This window comes from Parabacteroides vesiculifaciens, from assembly GCF_049860805.1.
Lineage (GTDB): Bacteria > Bacteroidota > Bacteroidia > Bacteroidales > Tannerellaceae > Parabacteroides.
On sequence record NZ_CP187555.1, the window covers coordinates 2,447,787 to 2,466,336 of the forward strand.

Consider the following 18,550-nt stretch of genomic DNA (forward strand, 5'->3'; position numbering starts at 1 on the left):
TTTATCATTCATAATGTAAAGCCTCTGCCGGGTTCATCTTCGCAATCCTGCGTGCCGGGAACCAGATACCGACCCAGATCATACCGGCCAGCAACAGGAACGCACCACCGAAGGTGACAAGGAAGCGCCACCCCGAATAGGCCATCCGTCCCGTATCGGGCAAATCGAAATAGAGCGTATTGACAATGAAGACCAACACCAACGGGATTGTAAAAGACAACAATGAAAGCCCCTCCACATCGAGATAACGCTTCAAGGTACTCCGCGAAGCCCCCAACGCCGACCGCAGCCCCAGTTCGCCCCGACGGTATTGCGTCCGCAGCCAGAAAGCGCCGACGATGCCAAAGAAGACGTTCACCAGCATGAAGCCGACCAAAGCCGTCTTCTTTTTCAAATTGTCCAACCGCCCTTTCAGGATCACAGGACGCTGCTCTTCCAACGGGATCACGCAAGAGACATACAGGTTGTTCACTTCCAGCCGCTCGCCCATCCTATCCAGGAAGGCATCCATCTCGTCTGCCTTGAAACCGTCTTTCATGCGGACAAGGCAATCCGCGTTCTCCACTTTCGACCAAGTAAACGTTTCAACCACATCTTCGTCCGTACGCATCAACTGATACAAGCAAGCGGTGCTCACCTCAAACTCCCTCTGTCGAACCGGCGAGGTGACTGCGGCAACCGTTTCGGTATTCGTATTTTTGGGTGACCATTTGACTTGTTTGCCAATGCCCGATCCACTCTCGAAAAACTCTTTTTCCAAATCAGCTGTTATCGCCAAAGAGCCGACGTTCTTCTCCAAGATCGGGCGCAACGGATGCCCCTCCTTGTCTTGGATGCGCAGCACGTCGAAATAGGGAAGCGTCACCCGAAAGCATTGGTAGTAATTGGCTTTCACACTGGTGTCGGAATCTGCCCGTACCAATGTCGTCCAGCTATTCGACCAGGTATAGGGACAAGAATTTGTAGCGATGCAGATCTCGTCCACCTCTTCCGCCCGGCGTATGTTCTCCACCAAGCGCAACAGGTCTTCCCCTTCGGATGTGGCCAGCAACGAGTCCGGTTGGTAGCCCGGTATGCCGGCCGATTTCTTTCCGATGTTTATCTTATAGACGTTCGTAATGTCAAAACCCAACGGCTGCCGGTAGATATACCAACTGACTAACATCGAGTCCATCATCACCCAAAGCGCCCCAAACACCAGCAGCAGTTCCATAAACAACCAGCCATTGCTGCTCCGCTGGTTCCAAATCATTTTCCAAATATGCTTGATCATCTTTCTGTCCTCCTTCTTAATGGTTCCACTCCTCCCCGTCTTTCAACGCAATCACAATCTTCTGCCGGGCAATCCGCCATGCCGGCAGACCGGCCGACAACAGGTTCAGCAACAAGCAGAACAACAGTGCAGCCCCGAATGCCATCGGCTGGAACACCATCTCTCCGCTCAAAGCCGTATTGGCACTCTGAAGCAGGAAATCCTTGCCAACCGAAAGGAAAAGCAGAGACAGCCCGAAGCCTACTCCCCCGCCGATCAGCGTCGTCAATCCGTTTTCATACAACACCTGGCACAACAGGGTTCCGGTCGTCGCCCCGAACGCCTTGCGCACGCCCATCTCCGCCCGCCGTTTTTGTATAGCCGACTGCGTCACCCCCAACAGATTCAGTGCCGGTACGAGCAGCAGAAATAGCAACAGTAATCCGGTTTCCAACAGGTAGTCTTTCAGCGCCACCTTCACCTGCGCCTCAGAGCCGATGGCAACATCCAACCGAGTGATGGGGCCTCCCATGAAATTGATCTGGTTGTCCTGCTTCATCCCGTTATAACGTTCGACCTGCCGGTCCAGCTCCTGCCGGATGGCTTCAAAGTCTCCCTTCTGCCGCGCCAATAAGCAGACAAAAAAAGCACCGGTCATATTTTCTCTCGAAGTATTGGCCAAAAGGATACGGTCCGTAGTATAGGGTACCCAAACGGAAGCGAAAGCCGTGTTGGCCGCCCGGCTGGCATCTTCCACCACGCCGCAGATCGTATAGACGGCCAAGTCGATGATGACGCTCTTCCCTACCACCTCCGTCGAGCCGTAAAGCTTGCGTGCCACGCTTTCCGAGACGACCGCCACAGGAATAGCCGCATCAAAGTCTGCCTGCGTAAACGGTTTCCCAGACAAGAAGCGGAAAGAAAAGACCTGCCAAAAGCCAGGATCGGTATATTTAATCTCGTAACCCTTGTACATCCGCTTGCCCGGAATGGACAACGGCTTCAACTGCAACGCATAACCGGATACGGCTTCCGGCACCTGCAACGTGTAGAAACATTCCTTTACCGCTTCGGCCGACATGCTTCCCCGGTTCCAGCCATTGTTGGAACGGACTTCCGTCCCATTCTCTACATACATCATCCGCCCGCGGTTGTTCTCCGGATAAAAACTGGCAAACTGTACCTGGAAGACCAGAACCACTACCATAATCATGGCAATGGAGAGAGCAGTGCCCGCAACGGAAATCACACTGATGAGGCGGTTCTCCCGCAGCATGTATAATGCTTGCTTCAAATATTGTTTTACCATAAAGCCAATTATTTTTAATCAGTCCTCTATTTTCAATTTGTTCTTGTCCTTATAAGCGTTCATGTCCGAGACAACGACCTGGTCGCCTTCCTGCAAGCCACTGACCACTTCGACATATTCGAAATTACTGTCTCCCAGCTGCACTTTGCGTTTCAATAACTGGTCTCCGTTTACGACAAAGAGTTCGTATTCTCCTTTTCCTACATAATAAGAAGAGTTGGCAATGCGAAGCACATCATCCTTCACGGCATTCATCACATAGACATCGGTTTTCAAACCGGAACGGAGACGTTTATGATTGTCTTCCTCCAATTGGACTGTGAAAGAAATCACGCCGTTCTTCGACAGGGGAGTAACGTCGCTGACCGTCCCGTCCAGCTTTTCGCTACCGATCTTGATAACCGCTTTACTGCCTGCGGCAATACGGTCTCCATAAGTATCGGCGATCTCGCCTTCGATCTTGAAATGAGACAGGTCGGAAACGATTGCCACCTTTGCTCCCTGGCCTATCTGCGAACCGATCTCGTTGTTCACATAGGTCAGGATTGCCTTGCGGGGCGAACGGATCTGGGCGTCTTCCAGCGTACGCCGGGTTTCGGCAAGGCTCTTACGGAAAATATTCAGTTCCAAACTCTTCACTTTCAGATCCGCTTCGGCAAGGGCCTGTTCGTTCTTATATTTCTGCTCGTCTTCCTTCAGTTTGAGGACACTCACGTTATAATCGAGTTCCACCTGGCGGACTTTATCGGTCGTACCGGCTCCCAGGCTGTCCAGGTAACGTTCGTTACGGAGTTCGACGGCTTTACGATCCAGTTCCATGCGGGAGACTTTCAGGTTCATTTCCATTTCCGAAAGTTTGTTGTGGTTCGTCACGCGTTGCTGTTCCAGTTGCAGGCTCTTCATCTGCTCTTCGTCCAACTGCTTGTTATATTCCGTCTCAGCACTCTGCAAATCCAGTTTCAGGATAGGCGTGCCGATATCGACCGAGTCACCACCTCGCTTATACACTTCCACGATGCGGGAGTTGATCGGTGAATTGATAATCTCTTCAAACGCGGGGATCACTTTACCGGATGCACTTACCGATACTTCGATCACTCCCTTGTCGACCGTCGAAATGTTGAGGTCTTTCCGTTTCAGACTGGTCTGAAGCATAGAGATCACCACTACGATCAGAACGATAAGACCGCCGGCGACTGCTCCTATCTTGATAAACTGTTTGCGTTGTTCCTTTCTCTGTACTTCTTTTGAAATCTCTCTGTCCATATTTAGTATTGTTTTAATTCTACTTTTCCGGCATTCCCGCCTTAACGGCTTTTACAGGGCAAACTCCGTGCCAAAAACATAAACCATTGATTTCTTGAATATATACTCCGGAATGAGTGTTCAATATCGGACAGTGTGTTCGATTTTGAGAAAACTTTTCCCTCTCTACTGTTGTTTATTCGTAACAAATTAAAACGATAAATTATGAACGCTAAAATTTCAGTCTTTACAATCTTCGCAAGTTTCGCCCTGCTCTTTGCCGGCTGTAGCAAAGACGACGAAAACATACCGGGCGGTATCGAACCTCCTAAAACAATCCTGGACGCTTTCAATGCCAAATATCCGGATGCCCGCGACACAGAATGGACAGTCAATGACGATTATTATGTGATTGACTTTGAAAACAACTCCCTCGACAACACCGCCTGGTTCGACCATCTCGGCGTATGGGCCATGATCAAGACGGACTTGCCGCTTAGCCAGTTGCCGGCAGCTATCTCGACCGATATCCAACAAGGGAAATATGCCGGTTGGAAGATTGAGGAAGCCGATACCATCGGCAGGGCCGGAATGGGAACCGTATATAAGGTAGAAGTAGAAAAGGCGGAACAGGAAACCGACCTGTATTACACTTTGTACGGTGACCTGATCAAAGCGGTCGACAATGCCAAAGATGATGCGGACCAACCGATCATCGTCCCGGAAAAGGTGGTCAACCTGATGGAACTGACCTTCCAGGGAGCTGAATTGCTGGATATGGAAAACACGACTTTCGGCGTACAGTTGGCGATCCTCGACGGGAAGACTTTAAAGATCGTCGAACTGACCCAGATATATACCTGGAAAAGTACGACCTGGAAAGTTTCGGAACAGGAAGTTCCGACAGTTATCATGGATGCGTTCAAGGCTTCGGAATACGGTAGTGACCAGGTGGAATCTATTTATATGTTTATCGATGCCAACGGTGCTTTCCACAAATTCAATGTCATACACAACGGACAGGCTGTAACGGTCGAGTTCGATGTGTTCGGGAATATTGTTACTGACAAATAATGATTGATCCGTTACTTTTGGCTTGATCCAAAAGTAACCAAAAGATCAAGGCTTAACCGTCCGGTCTACTCCGGGCAAAGGTTCCGCTGTCGCCTGCGAAACTCGCTTCGCTCAGACAACGCAGGCTCCGGAGTAGCTCGCCAGCTTAAGCCGTGATCTTTCGGTTACTTTTCCATCCAGGGAAAAGTAACATCACTCGCTGATCAATTCGATCTTCGAACTCCTCACGCCAGGAGCAGAGGCTTCGAAGACAATGACGCCCGGTGTTTCTTCGGTCTGCACGACTGCTGTCAGTTGTCCTTTGAAAAGGGACATCTGCGGGGCCTGGAAAGATTCGAGTGAAGCAGGGTCACCGTTGGCAGCCGCACGGTAAGAACCGGAACCACGGACGTTAAACTTCACCTTGTGGGTAGCATCCGGGCAGAGGTTACCGTTCTTGTCGACAACACGGACGTTGATAAAAGAGAGGTCCTTGCCGTCGGCTTTCAGACGGTCACGGTCTGCGGTCAGTTCGATATGGTGAGGCCTGCCGGCAGTATGAACTTCCTCTTCGGCGACGGCGTTGCCATCCTTGTCGTAAGCAACCACTTTCAGAGTGCCCGGTTCATATTTCGTATCCATCCACATCAAGCGGTAGCGTTTCTGGCGCTCGAAACTCTTTTGGGCGGCTTCCGTATAGCTGCTGTCCAGTTCGACGCTCAAGTCTTTCGTGCGTTTACCTTGGCTTTTGCCGTTGATAAAGAGTTCGGCTGAAGGATAATTCGTGTACACAAAAACAGGCGTCACTTCCCCTTCACGTCCCGGCCAAGTCCAATGAGGCAGGATATGCAACGTACGTGCCGTTTTGTTCCAATGGCTGCGGTACAGGTAGAAACGATCCTTTGGAATACCTGCGAGGTCGATGATACCGAACAGGGAACTATGGCTTGGCCAATCCGTATAGTAAGGAGTCGGTTCACCCAGGTAGTCGAAGCCCGTCCACACGAACTCACCAATGCAATACGGCAAATCTTCATGCTGGATAAAGTCGTCTTCCGGCAGGTTGGACCAACTGCAATGTTCCACGTCGTAGCCCGAACTCTGGTGGTCGTCATATTTAGCCATCGCCTTCCGTTCGACCGGGAATTTATAAACGCCGCGGGAGCTTACCGTCGAGGCGGTTTCGCTACCTAAGACGATCCGCTGCGGCAACTTTTTATAGTTTATCTTATACTTGAAAGGACGGTAGTTGAAACCGGCCACATCCATCACGGCAGCAAAGTTGTTGTTAACCACGGCATCCGGAGCATCCATTCCCTGGGTTACGGGACGTGTCGGATCTTCGCGGTGACAGATATCCTGCAACCATTTAGCAATCTTCGTATCTCCCTCATTCCACTGGTTGGGCACTTCATTACCGATACACCACATGACAACGCTCGGATTGTTGCGGAAGTTATGAAGCAAGTTCACGAGGTCTTTCTCCGCCCATTCGTCGAAGAGTAAATTGTAACCGTTCTTACATTTCGCCACGTTCCACTCGTCAAAGCTCTCCGCCATGATCATCATACCCATTTCGTCACAAGCCCTTATCAACTCGGGAGCAGGCATATTGTGGGAGGTACGGATCGCATTGCAACCCATGTCTTTCAGGATGCGGATCTGACGGCGGATGGCAGCATCGTTGACAGCGGCACCCAACGGGCCGAGGTCGTGATGGTTACAGACACCCTTAAAGACAGTCCGCTTGCCGTTCAGGAAGAAGCCTTTGTCCGGTATAATCTCGATCGAGCGGATACCGAAAGGAGTCGTATAGACATCCTTCAGCTTGTCGCCTTCATACAGACGGGTTTCCGCAGAATACAAAGCCGGCATTTCAGGAGACCATAAGGACGGGTCTTGGATAACAAACTCCTGCTCTGCCTGATCATTGTTGTATTTCATCTGGGCAAGAGAAGTGCGGACAGCCGTCAGCTTCTGCTTGTTCGGGTTCCATACGCTGGTTTCTACGCTATATTTGGCGGGATCGGCACCTTCGGGAAGTACCACTTTGGTAAGCACGTTCACTTTGGCAAACTTTTCATTTACCGAAGGAGTCGTGATATAGGTACCCCAAACCGGGATATAGGCGTCTTCGGTAACGATCAAGTGAACATTCCGGTAAAGACCGGCGCCGGGATACCAGCGGGAAGATTCCGGCAGATTTTCCAGCCGTACGGCCAATGTGTTCTTCTGTCCGGGCTTCAAATATTTGGTAATATCGAAGTGGAAGGAGTTGTAACCATACGGCCAATAACCGACCTTTTGCCCGTTGATATAAACATTGGCATGGCTCATCGCACCGTCGAACAGGATCGTCGCCCGCTTGCCGGCCTGGAACTGCGGGACGTCGAACTCGGTGCGATACCAGCCCACACCGACAAACGGCAATCCGCCCGTACGCCCGGCATGCTCCATTGCCTCTTTCTGGCCGTCCTGCGAAATAGCGACCTCCTGTCTATCGTTCTGGGAACTGAAAGGGCCATAGATCGCCCAATCGTGTGGGACAGTCACGGACTGCCACTTGCTGTCGTCGAAAGCAGGCTTTATAAACTCATTGTTGTCTTCGCGGGTGAACTTCCAGTTTTTCTCCAACAGAAACTCACTCCGGCCTTGTGCCGACAAAGCCGACACGCACCCAAACAAGCCTACCAAAGCTGCGAAATAGATTCTTTTCATTCGTATTAATTGTTTTTGTAGTACTTAGCAGGGCAAAAATAATTAAATTTGCAACCTTTACAAACTAAATCTGCATTTTACAAGGCATGTTGTTACAATTACTATTCGTTTTAATTGCAATTATTATCGGAGCCCGCCTCGGCGGTATCGGTTTAGGTGTATTGGGAGGCCTGGGACTGGCCGTCCTTACTTTCGTATTCGGCCTGGAACCGACTTCCCCTCCCATCGACGTGATGCTGATGATCGTTGCGGTCATCGCTGCCGCCAGTTGTATGCAGGCTGCCGGCGGACTGGACCTGATGGTGAAGTGGGCGGAAAAGCTGCTGCGCAAGAACCCCTCCAAGATCACGATCCTCAGCCCGCTGGTTACTTATATATTCACCTTCATTGCGGGGACGGGGCATGTGGCTTATTCCGTCCTTCCCGTGATCGCGGAGGTGGCAACCGAAACGAAGATACGTCCCGAACGGCCGTTAGGGATTGCGGTGATCGCGTCCCAACAGGCTATAACGGCCAGTCCGATCTCGGCGGCAACCGTGGCGTTGCTCAGTATGCTGTCGGGACATAATATATCCTTGATAGACATCTTGATGATCTCCGTCCCCTGCACCCTGGCGGGTGTCCTGGCGGGAGCGTTCTGCTCGCTGCACGTCGGGAAAGAGCTGGCGGAAGATCCCGAATACTTGCGCCGCGTCGCAAACGGGGAGTTCAGCAACGATAAATATGTGGCGAAAGGAGTCGAGAACCATCGTGCCGCCCTCCTGTCAGTCGTCATATTCATAGCGGCGACAATCGGTATCGTCCTGTTCGGCTCGATGACAGAGCTTCGTCCCTGGTTCAGCCTGCCCGATGGCAGTTCCCGGCAGATGCAGATGGCGCATATCATCGAGATCCTGATGCTCTCGGCTGCCGCCCTTATCCTGCTCGTCACTCGGACGGACAGCATAAAGGCCGTACAAGGCTCCGTCTTCTCCGCCGGCATGCAAGCAGTCGTCGCGATTTTCGGTATTGCCTGGATGGGCGACACCTTCATCGGCGGGAACATGGAGGAACTGAAAGGCTCGATCGAACATATCGTAACGGAAATGCCCTGGCTTTTCGGCTTGGCCCTGTTCGTGATGTCCATCCTACTGTTCAGCCAGGCGGCAACCATCCGGGCGATGTTGCCGTTAGGAATCGCCCTCGGCATCTCTCCTTACATGCTGATCGCCCTTTTCCCCGCAGTCAACGGCTATTTCTTCATTCCCAACTATCCGACCGTAGTCGCTGCCATCAACTTCGACCGTACCGGGACGACGCATATCGGCAAATATGTCCTAAACCATTCGTTCATGATGCCGGGACTGGTCGCCACAGGAGTGTCGGTGGCATTGGGGCTGTTGATGATCCAGTTGTTTTAAAGTAAAAAAGAATACTTCGACAATTGTTCTAGCTACAGAGAAAGTAGCATATACACAGTTATTTCAAATAGCCGGCGGTAATGATTGCGAAGAGTCGAACAGGTGGGTACTCAACGCCTGCAAGGCCCGTGTTTTATCCTCCTTCCGCATGACGAGCGAGACGTTGCTACTGCTGCCTCCATACGAGATCATGCGGACGGGAATATCTTTCAGAGCCTCAATAATCAGTGCCTCGAAGCCCACATTCCGCCACTCCAGATCCCCGACAACGCAGATAATCACCATCTCTTTCTCAACAAATACCGTAGCATAAGATTCTAACCGGGCGACAATCTCCTGCAAGTATTCCGTGTTGTCGATCGTAACGGAAACCCCGATATCGGATGTCGTTACCATATCGACCGCCGTTTTGTAGAACGCGAAAGTATCGAACACATGGCTCAAGAACTTATGGGACGGAAGTTGGTTTATCGACTTGATCTTGATATAAGTTATGTCATCTTTGGCTGCCACCGCCTTGATCCGTCCTTTCTCTGCGGTATTGGAGATGAGCGTCCCCAAAGCAGACGGTTCGAAAGAGTTCAACAGACGAACCGGAATATTGCTTTCCTTGGCCGGGCGGATGCAACAGGGATGGAGAATCTTGGCCCCGAAATGTGCCAGCTTCGCCGCCTCCTCGAAGTTCAGTTGACGGACAGGTGAGGTATGGTTGACAACACGCGGATCGTTGTTGTGCATCCCGTCAATATCCGTCCATATCTGTATCTCCTCAGCATCGACAGCCGCCCCGATCAGGGAAGCGCTGTAGTCGCTCCCTCCCCGTTGCAGATTGTCGATATCACCGTATGCATTCCGACAAATAAATCCCTGGGTGATAAAGACAGACGTATCGGGATGCTGATCCAACAAGGCAACCAGCTTCTCTCGGATATAAACGGGGTCCGGTTCCCCGTCGGCAGTGATACGCATGAAGTTCAGCGCTGGCAGAAGGACAGACTCAATCCCTTGCTCTTGCAGGTAAAGATCCATCATGCCGGTGGAGATCAGTTCTCCTTGCGCCAGTATCACCTTCTCGTCAAAAACGGTAAAAGGTTTGCCAGAGAAAGACCAGACATGATTGAAATGCTCGGTGACCAATTGTAGGGCACGCTCTTTGTAGAGATCTGTCCGGTATAACGCTTCTATTTCCCGCGCATATTTCTGTTCCTGTTCACTGATCATCTTATTCGCCTCGTCCGGTGCTTTCCGGTAAAAGCATCCGGCGATACAGACCAGCGCATTCGTTGTCCCCGACATGGCCGAAAGAACCACTATCTTTCGTTCACTGCTACCTATTATGGATGCGACGTTCTTCATCCGCCGGGTCGAGCCGACGGAAGTTCCGCCAAATTTCAATACTTTCATACTGATTGTTTTGTTGTTTCTAAGCGATATTAAACATTAAAGGTAATGATAAAAGTACTCCCCTTGCCGACTTCGCTGTCCACACGGATCGTTCCACCGTGGGCTTCGACAAAGTCTTTGCTGATGGCAAGGCCGAGACCGCTTCCCTGTACTTTCGTGCCTGGAACGCGGAAATAACGGTCGAAGATACTCTGATGGTAACGCGGATCGATTCCTTTCCCAAAGTCCTGCACGAATATTTCCACCTTCTTGTCCTCCTGGCGCGCACCGATAATGATACGACCATTCTCCGGCGTGTAGTGGATGGCATTGGAAAGGAGGTTCGTGAGTACCCAGGCGATCTTCTCGCTGTCGACAAAGAGCTTGGATATTTTTTCAGGATAATCCACTTCGATATGGCAATTGAAGCGCTCCGCCTGCACACGGTTTGCCTTGATCGCATAATCGATCAGTTCAATCGGCTTCGTGATCTTCGGGTTTAGTTGTAGCTTGCCCGTCTCTACCTGTGTCATTTTCAGCAATTCGCCGGTGATTTCGAGTAGGCGGTCGCTACTTTCACGAATGCTTTCGGCAAGTGCGGCCTGCTCGTCGTTCATATCCCCGACACGTTTGTCCTTTAGCAATTTGAGGCTCATCAGGATGGCGGATATCGGGGTTTTCAACTCGTGGGAGATGGTGGAGATGAAAGTCGTCTTGGCAGAGTCGAGCTCCTTGAACTCGGTGATATTCTTCAGGAGGATCACATCGCCTGCATACTCTGTTTCGCGCCCGTCGTCATCCGTCACATGGATCGGGATGTATTTGGCCTGGAAATAGCTCTCCTTGTCGTCCGCATAGATCTTTAAAGGCTCCTTCTTCTCATCGGGCTGTATCAGCTCGCGCACCAGCCGGCGGAGCAAGTCGTTTTTCAACGCCAGTTCGGCGGCAGACTTACCCATCACATTCTCACGTTTCAGATTCAGGATGGTGAGCGCCTCGTCGTTGGCGAAAAGGATGGAACGGTCGCGGTCCAGCCCGATTATCGGTTCGGTGATGCTGTTGACGATCGCCTCGATATATTTCTTGGCCTGGATGATGTCGGCCAGCGTGCTCTTCCTGTATTCCGTCAAGCGCTCCGCCATCCGGTTGAACGAGGAGGCTACTTCGGCAAACTCCCGGTTATCTCCCAAGTCGAGCCTCTTTTCATAATTGTGGTTGGCAATCTCCAGGATGCCGCCGGTCAGTTTGCGGATTGGCGACGTGATAGAACGGGGCAAGCGGATCAGGAAAACAAAGGCGATCAGGATGCAAGCCACCGCGATGATGCAGATCCACAGCAACGCCCGGTCCGCCGTATGCTCGGCCACCTTACTCTTCCGGTAGATCGTCGCCATATTCAGGCTCATGATGTCGTTGAGTGCCATCCTGACGCGTTGGATAGTCGTGTCGTTCTGGTTCAGGTGCATCGCCTCGTACTGTGCGAGCAGATGCGCCGTCGCCGCATTCTCGTCTATCTCAGTGATATTCTTCTGCTGCAAATCCAGATTCTTTTCGAACTCCGCGCGTGCCTGCGGATCGGTCTTGATCCGTTCGAGGGCATCCAGCATCCGGCGGGAATAGAGAAGCGAATTATAATTATCCGCCAGGATATTCTGCGTGTCGGAAGACATATCCGAAATGTTCCGCACGGCCAACCCGCCCAGCAGAACGATCATTGTAAACAGCAAACCGATCCCGTAGGTCAGTTTCGTCTTTATTTTCAGGCTCAAGAACTTATACATACGCTTATGCTATTATTATCAGGTCAATATTCAACTGCGACAAACTATTTAAGAACCTCCTGTATTGGAAAACCGACAGCAAGACGGAACGAAGGCTGAACGAAGGTTTGCCCACGCACACCGTGCTGATCTGTTTCTCCCTGCACACCCGGACGATACTTTCCAGGATGCTCCCGGACTGGATGCGGATCACTTCGCCGCCCAGCTCCGTAGCCAGCTTGAAATGGTTCGAAAGATAACGCTGGTTCGCCAACGGTATTCGGTCCATACTTTCATGTGGCGTCTGGACGTAGAGCACGTAGAACTTCGTATTGTAGCGTGTCGCCAAACGCGCCGCCTTGCGGATCACCTTCCGGGGCGCCTTCTCATGGCTGCTGATGCAGGCAAGGAAACGCTCGTGACGGACGCCCGTATGGACGGGGACCGAGTTTTCGACTTTCTTTTCCACCCGTAGCGCCACCTCCTTCAACGCCAGTTCGCGAAGTTGCAGGATGTTTTCGGACTTGAAGAAATTGTCCAGCGCCGTCTGCACCTTCTCCGGCCTGTAAATCTTGCCGGCTTTAAGGCGCGCCACCAGCTCGTCGGCGGTCAGGTCGATGTTGACCACCTCGTCTGCTTGTTCCAACACACTATCGGGAATGCGTTCCTTCACCTCGATGCCCGCAATATCCTGGACCTCCTCGTTCAGCCCTTCGAGATGCTGTATGTTGACAGCGGTAATCACACTTATTCCCGCTTCGAGGATATCCATCACGTCTTGCCAGCGTTTTTCATTCTTGCTGCCTTCGATGTTGGTATGTGCCAGTTCGTCTACAACCACCACTTCCGGATGAATGTTCAGGATAGCATCCAGATCCATGTCCTCAACTTCCTTTCCCTTGTAAAAAGACTTGCGGCGCGGAATCAGTGGTAAGCCACCCACCAGCGCCTCCGTCTCGGTTCTTCCATGCGTCTCGATATAGCCGATCCTGACGTCTATCCCGCTACGGAGCAGTTCGTGTGCCTCCGATAACATCCGGTACGACTTGCCTACACCGGCAATCATGCCGATGTAGATTTTGAAGTTGCCGCGCCGTGACTTTTTCAGCAAATCCAAAAAGTGTTGTACACTCTCTTCCCTGTTCATTTGTTAAAGAAACTGTTTACGGTTTCAATGTAAAGCCGAAGACCAAGTGCGCATCTTCCAACCGGGGATTCCAGATGGCCTGTGCAAAAATAGGCAAAGAAAACGAATCCGTGATCTTTATAGCGGTAGTTCCTTTCAATGCCACGTTAGTAACAGCAAATCCGTTGGTATAGTATTGGGGAGCTTCGTAAGGAACCAACCCGCAGGTGGCGGTCAGGTCGACACATTTCACCGAGAACGGGTAGTTCAGTTCGACGTAGGAAGAATAGTTCTGGTTGCCGTCGGCGTCCTTGTCCTGTCCTGCGAACATCGTGTACCAGGTCAACGATAAAGGGAACTTTTCAAGCGGGAAAGTGTAGGCAAGCCCCGCCTCGAAATGATGGGCAGTTTCATGGCTCTTGAAATTAAAATACTTGTTGGCGCCTTGTCCCGCCCACCAGAGATCAGCAATGGACAGTGTCAACCCAGAAGCACCGAACGTATAGGCGGCAGTAAGGTCTATCTCCTTATTGGCAAGACCTTCGGAAGACCGGTAACCGTCGAAATCGGTCGATCCCCAAGCTGTCAGTGAGAAGCCGGCTACACTAAAAGCCAATGTAGGTTGGAAACTCGCACCTGTCTGGTACATGCCACGCCATATGTAAGAACTTACTAAATCACTCTGGACTGCAAATTTCACCCCGGTTTCATTTTCGGAAGCTTTTGCCATTCCGAATGAGCATAAAGAAACAGTTACTACTGCTGCTACTATCTTTTTTATTATAGAGTTCATAATTTATTCCTGTTTTATTTATTAATCCTTTCTTTCTAACTTTTCCAATGCCACGTTCAATTTCAGGACATTTACTTTTTCCGGTCCGAAAAGCCCCAATAGCGGACCCTCGATATGGGCGTTGACTATCGCCATGACCTTATCGGGAGAGATACCGCGTGCCTTCGCTACACGTTGCACTTGGCTATAGGCGGCTTTCGGAGAGATGTCGGGATCGAGACCGGAAGCGCTGGCTGTGACCATTTCGACAGGAACTTGCTCACGTTTCAGGTAGGGATGATATACGAGGAACGTATCGATACGTGCTTGTATGTCCGCCAGATATTCTTCATTGGACGGCCCTTTGTTGCTACCTGCCGAGCTCGAAGCATCGTAACCATCTCCGGCATGGGACGGGCGGCCCCAAAAATAAATGTCTTTTGTGAACTGCTGCCCCACGTTAGCAGCGCCTACGATCCGACCGTTCAACTCGACCACATCAGCATTGCCTTTGTTGGGAGAAGCGACCTGGGCGAAAAGCCATAAGATAAAGATATAGCCAACACTGAATAGAATGCAGAAAGCAATCGTCAGTTTGAATGATTTAAACAGATTTGATATCATAAGATTCAACTTTTTTTCGTTTTTAATTGGGAAACACCCGCTACCCCCGGCAACCTTTCCGGACAACGTAGAAGCCTTGGCCGGGCGGCGCGCAGTGTCAAAAGATATTTATACTTAGAAAAATAGAGAAACAACCATGTCGATCAACTTGATCCCGATAAAGGGAGCGATCACACCGCCCACCCCGTAAATCAATAAGTTACGCCGTAGCAGAGCCGATGCCCCTATAGGCTTGTAAGCCACCCCGCGCAGAGCCAGCGGAATCAGGATCGGGATAATGACCGCATTAAAAATCACGGCACTCAAAATCGCACTTTCCGGACTGTGCAAATGCATGATGTTCAAAGCAGCTAACTGTGGTATCGCCACCATGAACAAGGCCGGGACGATCGCAAAATATTTCGCCACATCGTTTGCGATACTGAAAGTCGTCAGCGTTCCGCGTGTCATCAGCAATTGCTTACCGATCTCTACGATCTCAATCAGTTTTGTCGGGTCGTTGTCCAAGTCCACCATATTACCGGCCTCTTTTGCCGCCTGCGTGCCACTGTTCATTGCCACGCCGACATTTGCCTGAGCCAGTGCAGGTGCATCGTTCGTCCCGTCGCCCATCATGGCGACCAACTTGCCCGCTTCCTGTTCTTTCTTGATGTAGTTCATCTTGTCCTCCGGCTTCGCTTCGGCAATAAAATCATCTACTCCGGCTTTCTCAGCGATATACTTTGCTGTCAACGGATTGTCACCCGTGACCATCACCGTCTTGACCCCCATTTTGCGTAACCGTTCGAAACGCTCTTGGATGCCGGGTTTTATAATATCTTGCAACTCGATCACCCCAATGATGAAATCATCTTGTGCCACCACCAGCGGCGTGCCTCCGTTACCAGTAATCTTCCCAACCAATGCGGCAACCTCTTCCGGATACTTGTTTCCGGCCTCCTCGCACATCTGGCGGATAGCATCGAAAGCCCCCTTGCGAATACGGGTTCCGTCTTTCAGATCTACCCCCGAACACTTCGTCTCGGCCGTGAACTTGATCATCCGTGAACCTGATGTGCTCAAATCGCGGATGCGGACGCCACGTTCGCGTCCCAGTTCGACGATCGATTTGCCTTCCGGTGTCTCATCTGACAGGGATGCCATCAGACAAGCCTGCACAAAAGAATGTTCGTCGACCCCGGCTACCGGATAAAACTGTGTCGCTTTACGGTTGCCAATCGTGATCGTACCGGTCTTGTCGAGCAATAGGGTATCTATGTCTCCGGCTGTCTCTACAGCCTTTCCGGATTTGGTTATTACATTTGCACGCAAGGCACGATCCATTCCCGCAATACCGATCGCAGACAACAGTCCGCCAATCGTAGTCGGGATCAGACAAACAAACAAAGAGATGAAGGCCGCGATGGTGATCTGTGCTCCTGAATAGTCGGCAAGCGGTTTCAACGTGCCGCATACCACCACAAACACCAGTGTAAAACCGGCCAACAATATCGTCAAGGCAATTTCATTCGGCGTCTTTTTCCGCGAAGCTCCTTCGACAAGCGCAATCATCTTGTCGAGAAAACTCTCGCCCGGCTGTGTCGTTACCATCACCCGTATCTGGTCGGACAATACTTTTGTACCGCCCGTCACGGAACTCTTATCGCCTCCAGCTTCCCGGATGACCGGAGCCGACTCGCCCGTTATGGCACTCTCATCGATCGAAGCCAGCCCCTCGATGATCTCGCCGTCGGAAGGGATCGTATCTCCGGCCTCGCAGATAAAGATATCGCCTTTTTTCAACTGCGAACTGCTCACCGTCGTAATTTTTCCACCAGCTTCCACCCGTTTCGCAGGTGTCTCTTCGCGTGTCTTGCGCAAACTGTCGGCTTGTGCCTTACCACGTGCCTCGGCAATCGCTTCGGCAAAATTGGCGAACAGTAGTGTCAGGAAGAGTACAATGAAAACCAATATATTATAGCCGAACGATCCCTGTGCCGTATCACCTCCGGCAGCCGACCAGACCGTCACCACCAACATGACGAAGGTTACCACTTCGACAATAAACATGATCGGGTTGCGAAACATCGTTCGAGGGTCCAACTTCACGAACGACTGTTTCAGACTTTCTATTACAAGCTCCTTCGGAAACAAAGAAGCAGATCTATTCTCTTTCATCATATTATTATTCAATTCTCAAATTTGAAACTCCGGTTTACATATAGATGCTAAAATACTCCGCGATCGGTCCCAACGTCAGTGCAGGGAAGAAAGACAGGGCAGCCACAATAAAGATCACACAGAATGTCATCACGGCAAATGTCACGGTGTCCGTTTTCAAAGTCCCTGCACTTTCGGGGATAAACTTCTTCTGTGCCAATAGTCCGGCAATCGCCACCTGCCCGACAATCGGGAGGTAACGGGAGATGATCAACGCCAACCCTGTCGTGAAATTCCAGAAGAAGGTATTGTCGCCAAGCCCCTCGAAACCCGACCCGTTATTGGCGGAGGCGGAAGTGTATTCGTAAAGCATCTCGCTGAAACCGTGGAAACCGAGATTATTCAACCAACCTCCCTCCGCTTCCACAAAGGCCGGATTATACACCCAATAATAGCAAGCGACAGCTGTCCCGATCAGGATCACGAACGGATGTGTCAGTGCCACGATCGTTGCAATCTTCATCTCGCGCGCCTCCACCTTCTTTCCTAAAAATTCCGGAGTACGACCGACCATCAAGCCACTAATAAACACAGCGATAATCAGAAAAGCATAGTAATTCATGAACCCTACGCCCACACCTCCGAACCAGGTGTTTATTTGCATATTCAACATCTCCATCATCCCGCTGAGCGGCATCGTACTGTCGTGCATCCCGTTGACGGAACCGTTTGAGGTGACTGTCGTCGTACAACTCCACAGGGCCGTTGCCTCCGGACCGAGGCGAGTCTCCTTTCCTTCCATCGCGCCGGCTCCCTGGTCAATCCCCATCTGGGAGATCATGGGATTACCTTTCGTTTCGTAATAGGTGTTGATCCCTACGCTGGCGAGGTAAGCAAAAAGCATAACCCCGAAAATCGTGTAAGACAACTTTTTTCTTTTCAGATAGAATCCCAACGCAAAGACCATTGCCATCGGGAGAATCAGGATCGACCAGCACTCTACCATATTGGTCAGGTAAGTCGGGTTTTCAAGCGGATGTGACGAGTTCACCCCGAAATAACCTCCTCCGTTGGTTCCCAACTGTTTAATCGGTATGACAGCGGCGGCAGGACCTTGCGAGATCAGTTGCTCGTTACCCTCCAATGTCGTCAGCTTCATCTTTCCGTCGAATCCCATCGGTGTTCCTTCAATAATAAGGATGAACCCGACAATAAGCGACATCGGCAACAGAATACGGGTGCAACTTTTCAACAGCAGGTTCCAGAAGTTACCAATCGTATTGGTTGTCTTGGCGGCCATCGCCTTGAAGATTCCGGCAAGGGCAGCCATCCCGGTAGCTGCCGTGATAAACTGGAAGAGCATGATCACGAACAACTGGGTAAAATAGGTCAGTCCGCTTTCCCCACTATAGTGCTGGAGATTACAGTTGACCATAAAACTGATGCAGGTATTGAACGACAGGTGTGACGACTGCCCCCCATTGCCATCGGGGTTGAGAGGCAGGTACTGTTGCGTCCACAGCAGGAGCATCCCCCAAAAGAACCAAAAAAGGTTGATGGTCAGTAACGCTTTCAGAAAACTTTTCCAGCCCATCTCCTCGTTCGGATCGATCCCGCATATTTTGAAGATCCACCTTTCTACCGGGGCGAGAAAATCAAGGCATGTCTTCTCCCCTTTATATACTTTTGCGATATACTTACCCAGCGGATAAGCCAGAACGACCATGAGTACGATCTGCGCAATACTTCCTATTAATTCCGTATTCATC

The 18,550-nt window shown here is 51.0% G+C and carries 13 protein-coding genes; 2 read left to right on the forward strand and 11 right to left on the reverse strand.

Annotated elements, in window-relative coordinates; genetic code table 11:
* Positions 1-4: 4 nt before the first annotated feature.
* From ACPYIV_RS10020 to ACPYIV_RS10030, 3 genes are read right to left on the reverse strand one after another with little or no spacing between them, the layout of a single operon-like run.
* Positions 5-1,273 carry an ABC transporter permease gene (locus tag ACPYIV_RS10020; protein ID WP_425886442.1) on the reverse strand — a complete coding sequence of 423 codons (1,269 nt, stop codon included), beginning with the start codon at positions 1,271-1,273 and terminating at the stop codon, positions 5-7.
* Positions 1,274-1,289: 16 nt separating this feature from the next.
* Positions 1,290-2,561, reverse strand: a complete 1,272-nt coding sequence (locus ACPYIV_RS10025) for an ABC transporter permease (RefSeq protein ID WP_425886443.1) — start codon at positions 2,559-2,561, stop codon at positions 1,290-1,292.
* A gap of 18 nt (positions 2,562-2,579) precedes the next feature.
* Positions 2,580-3,827: an efflux RND transporter periplasmic adaptor subunit gene (locus tag ACPYIV_RS10030; RefSeq protein WP_293733268.1), complete on the reverse strand. Its 1,248-nt coding sequence runs from the start codon at positions 3,825-3,827 to the stop codon at positions 2,580-2,582.
* Positions 3,828-4,031: 204 nt separating this feature from the next.
* Between ACPYIV_RS10030 and ACPYIV_RS10035 the strand changes: the two genes are divergently transcribed.
* The gene (locus ACPYIV_RS10035; RefSeq protein WP_293733267.1) at positions 4,032-4,880 is read left to right on the forward strand and encodes a PepSY-like domain-containing protein; all 849 of its coding nucleotides are present in this window, start codon (positions 4,032-4,034) and stop codon (positions 4,878-4,880) included.
* Between the two features lie 192 nt (positions 4,881-5,072).
* Here the strand turns inward: ACPYIV_RS10035 and galB are convergent, their stop codons facing one another.
* The gene (gene galB, locus ACPYIV_RS10040) at positions 5,073-7,577 is read right to left on the reverse strand and encodes a beta-galactosidase GalB (protein WP_425886444.1); all 2,505 of its coding nucleotides are present in this window, start codon (positions 7,575-7,577) and stop codon (positions 5,073-5,075) included.
* A gap of 86 nt (positions 7,578-7,663) precedes the next feature.
* Between galB and ACPYIV_RS10045 the strand changes: the two genes are divergently transcribed.
* On the forward strand, positions 7,664-8,977 hold the full coding sequence (locus tag ACPYIV_RS10045; protein WP_425886445.1) for an anaerobic C4-dicarboxylate transporter family protein: 1,314 nt from the start codon (positions 7,664-7,666) through the stop codon (positions 8,975-8,977).
* A gap of 63 nt (positions 8,978-9,040) precedes the next feature.
* On the opposite strand, the gene ACPYIV_RS10050 is transcribed toward ACPYIV_RS10045, so the two are convergent.
* The 7 genes from ACPYIV_RS10050 to kdpA form a co-directional block, all read right to left on the reverse strand.
* Positions 9,041-10,381: an aspartate kinase gene (locus ACPYIV_RS10050; protein ID WP_425886446.1), complete on the reverse strand. Its 1,341-nt coding sequence runs from the start codon at positions 10,379-10,381 to the stop codon at positions 9,041-9,043.
* Positions 10,382-10,410: 29 nt separating this feature from the next.
* Positions 10,411-12,141: an ATP-binding protein gene (locus ACPYIV_RS10055; protein ID WP_425886447.1), complete on the reverse strand. Its 1,731-nt coding sequence runs from the start codon at positions 12,139-12,141 to the stop codon at positions 10,411-10,413.
* A 4-nt stretch (positions 12,142-12,145) separates the two neighbouring features.
* Positions 12,146-13,267 carry a sensor protein KdpD gene (locus ACPYIV_RS10060; protein ID WP_425886448.1) on the reverse strand — a complete coding sequence of 374 codons (1,122 nt, stop codon included), beginning with the start codon at positions 13,265-13,267 and terminating at the stop codon, positions 12,146-12,148.
* Positions 13,268-13,283: 16 nt separating this feature from the next.
* On the reverse strand, positions 13,284-14,039 hold the full coding sequence (locus tag ACPYIV_RS10065) for a TorF family putative porin (protein ID WP_425886449.1): 756 nt from the start codon (positions 14,037-14,039) through the stop codon (positions 13,284-13,286).
* Positions 14,040-14,060: 21 nt separating this feature from the next.
* Positions 14,061-14,642 (reverse strand): K(+)-transporting ATPase subunit C, encoded by a 582-nt coding sequence (locus tag ACPYIV_RS10070; protein ID WP_008154837.1) that lies wholly within the window; start codon positions 14,640-14,642, stop codon positions 14,061-14,063.
* A gap of 114 nt (positions 14,643-14,756) precedes the next feature.
* Positions 14,757-16,799 carry a potassium-transporting ATPase subunit KdpB gene (kdpB, locus tag ACPYIV_RS10075; protein ID WP_008154835.1) on the reverse strand — a complete coding sequence of 681 codons (2,043 nt, stop codon included), beginning with the start codon at positions 16,797-16,799 and terminating at the stop codon, positions 14,757-14,759.
* Positions 16,800-16,836: 37 nt separating this feature from the next.
* On the reverse strand, positions 16,837-18,549 hold the full coding sequence (kdpA, locus tag ACPYIV_RS10080; protein ID WP_425886450.1) for a potassium-transporting ATPase subunit KdpA: 1,713 nt from the start codon (positions 18,547-18,549) through the stop codon (positions 16,837-16,839).
* Position 18,550 lies beyond the last annotated feature (1 nt).

Bases quoted from the DNA above. Each gene is read 5' to 3' on its own strand.
- ACPYIV_RS10020 (WP_425886442.1), bottom strand. From the start codon at position 1,273: ATGATCAAGCATATTTGGAAAATGATTTGGAACCAGCGGAGCAGCAAT.
- ACPYIV_RS10025 (WP_425886443.1), bottom strand. From the start codon at position 2,561: ATGGTAAAACAATATTTGAAGCAAGCATTATACATGCTGCGGGAGAAC.
- ACPYIV_RS10030 (WP_293733268.1), bottom strand. From the start codon at position 3,827: ATGGACAGAGAGATTTCAAAAGAAGTACAGAGAAAGGAACAACGCAAA.
- ACPYIV_RS10035 (WP_293733267.1), top strand. From the start codon at position 4,032: ATGAACGCTAAAATTTCAGTCTTTACAATCTTCGCAAGTTTCGCCCTG.
- galB (WP_425886444.1), bottom strand. From the start codon at position 7,577: ATGAAAAGAATCTATTTCGCAGCTTTGGTAGGCTTGTTTGGGTGCGTG.
- ACPYIV_RS10045 (WP_425886445.1), top strand. From the start codon at position 7,664: ATGTTGTTACAATTACTATTCGTTTTAATTGCAATTATTATCGGAGCC.
- ACPYIV_RS10050 (WP_425886446.1), bottom strand. From the start codon at position 10,381: ATGAAAGTATTGAAATTTGGCGGAACTTCCGTCGGCTCGACCCGGCGG.
- ACPYIV_RS10055 (WP_425886447.1), bottom strand. From the start codon at position 12,141: ATGTATAAGTTCTTGAGCCTGAAAATAAAGACGAAACTGACCTACGGG.
- ACPYIV_RS10060 (WP_425886448.1), bottom strand. From the start codon at position 13,267: ATGAACAGGGAAGAGAGTGTACAACACTTTTTGGATTTGCTGAAAAAG.
- ACPYIV_RS10065 (WP_425886449.1), bottom strand. From the start codon at position 14,039: ATGAACTCTATAATAAAAAAGATAGTAGCAGCAGTAGTAACTGTTTCT.
- ACPYIV_RS10070 (WP_008154837.1), bottom strand. From the start codon at position 14,642: ATGATATCAAATCTGTTTAAATCATTCAAACTGACGATTGCTTTCTGC.
- kdpB (WP_008154835.1), bottom strand. From the start codon at position 16,799: ATGAAAGAGAATAGATCTGCTTCTTTGTTTCCGAAGGAGCTTGTAATA.
- kdpA (WP_425886450.1), bottom strand. From the start codon at position 18,549: ATGAATACGGAATTAATAGGAAGTATTGCGCAGATCGTACTCATGGTC.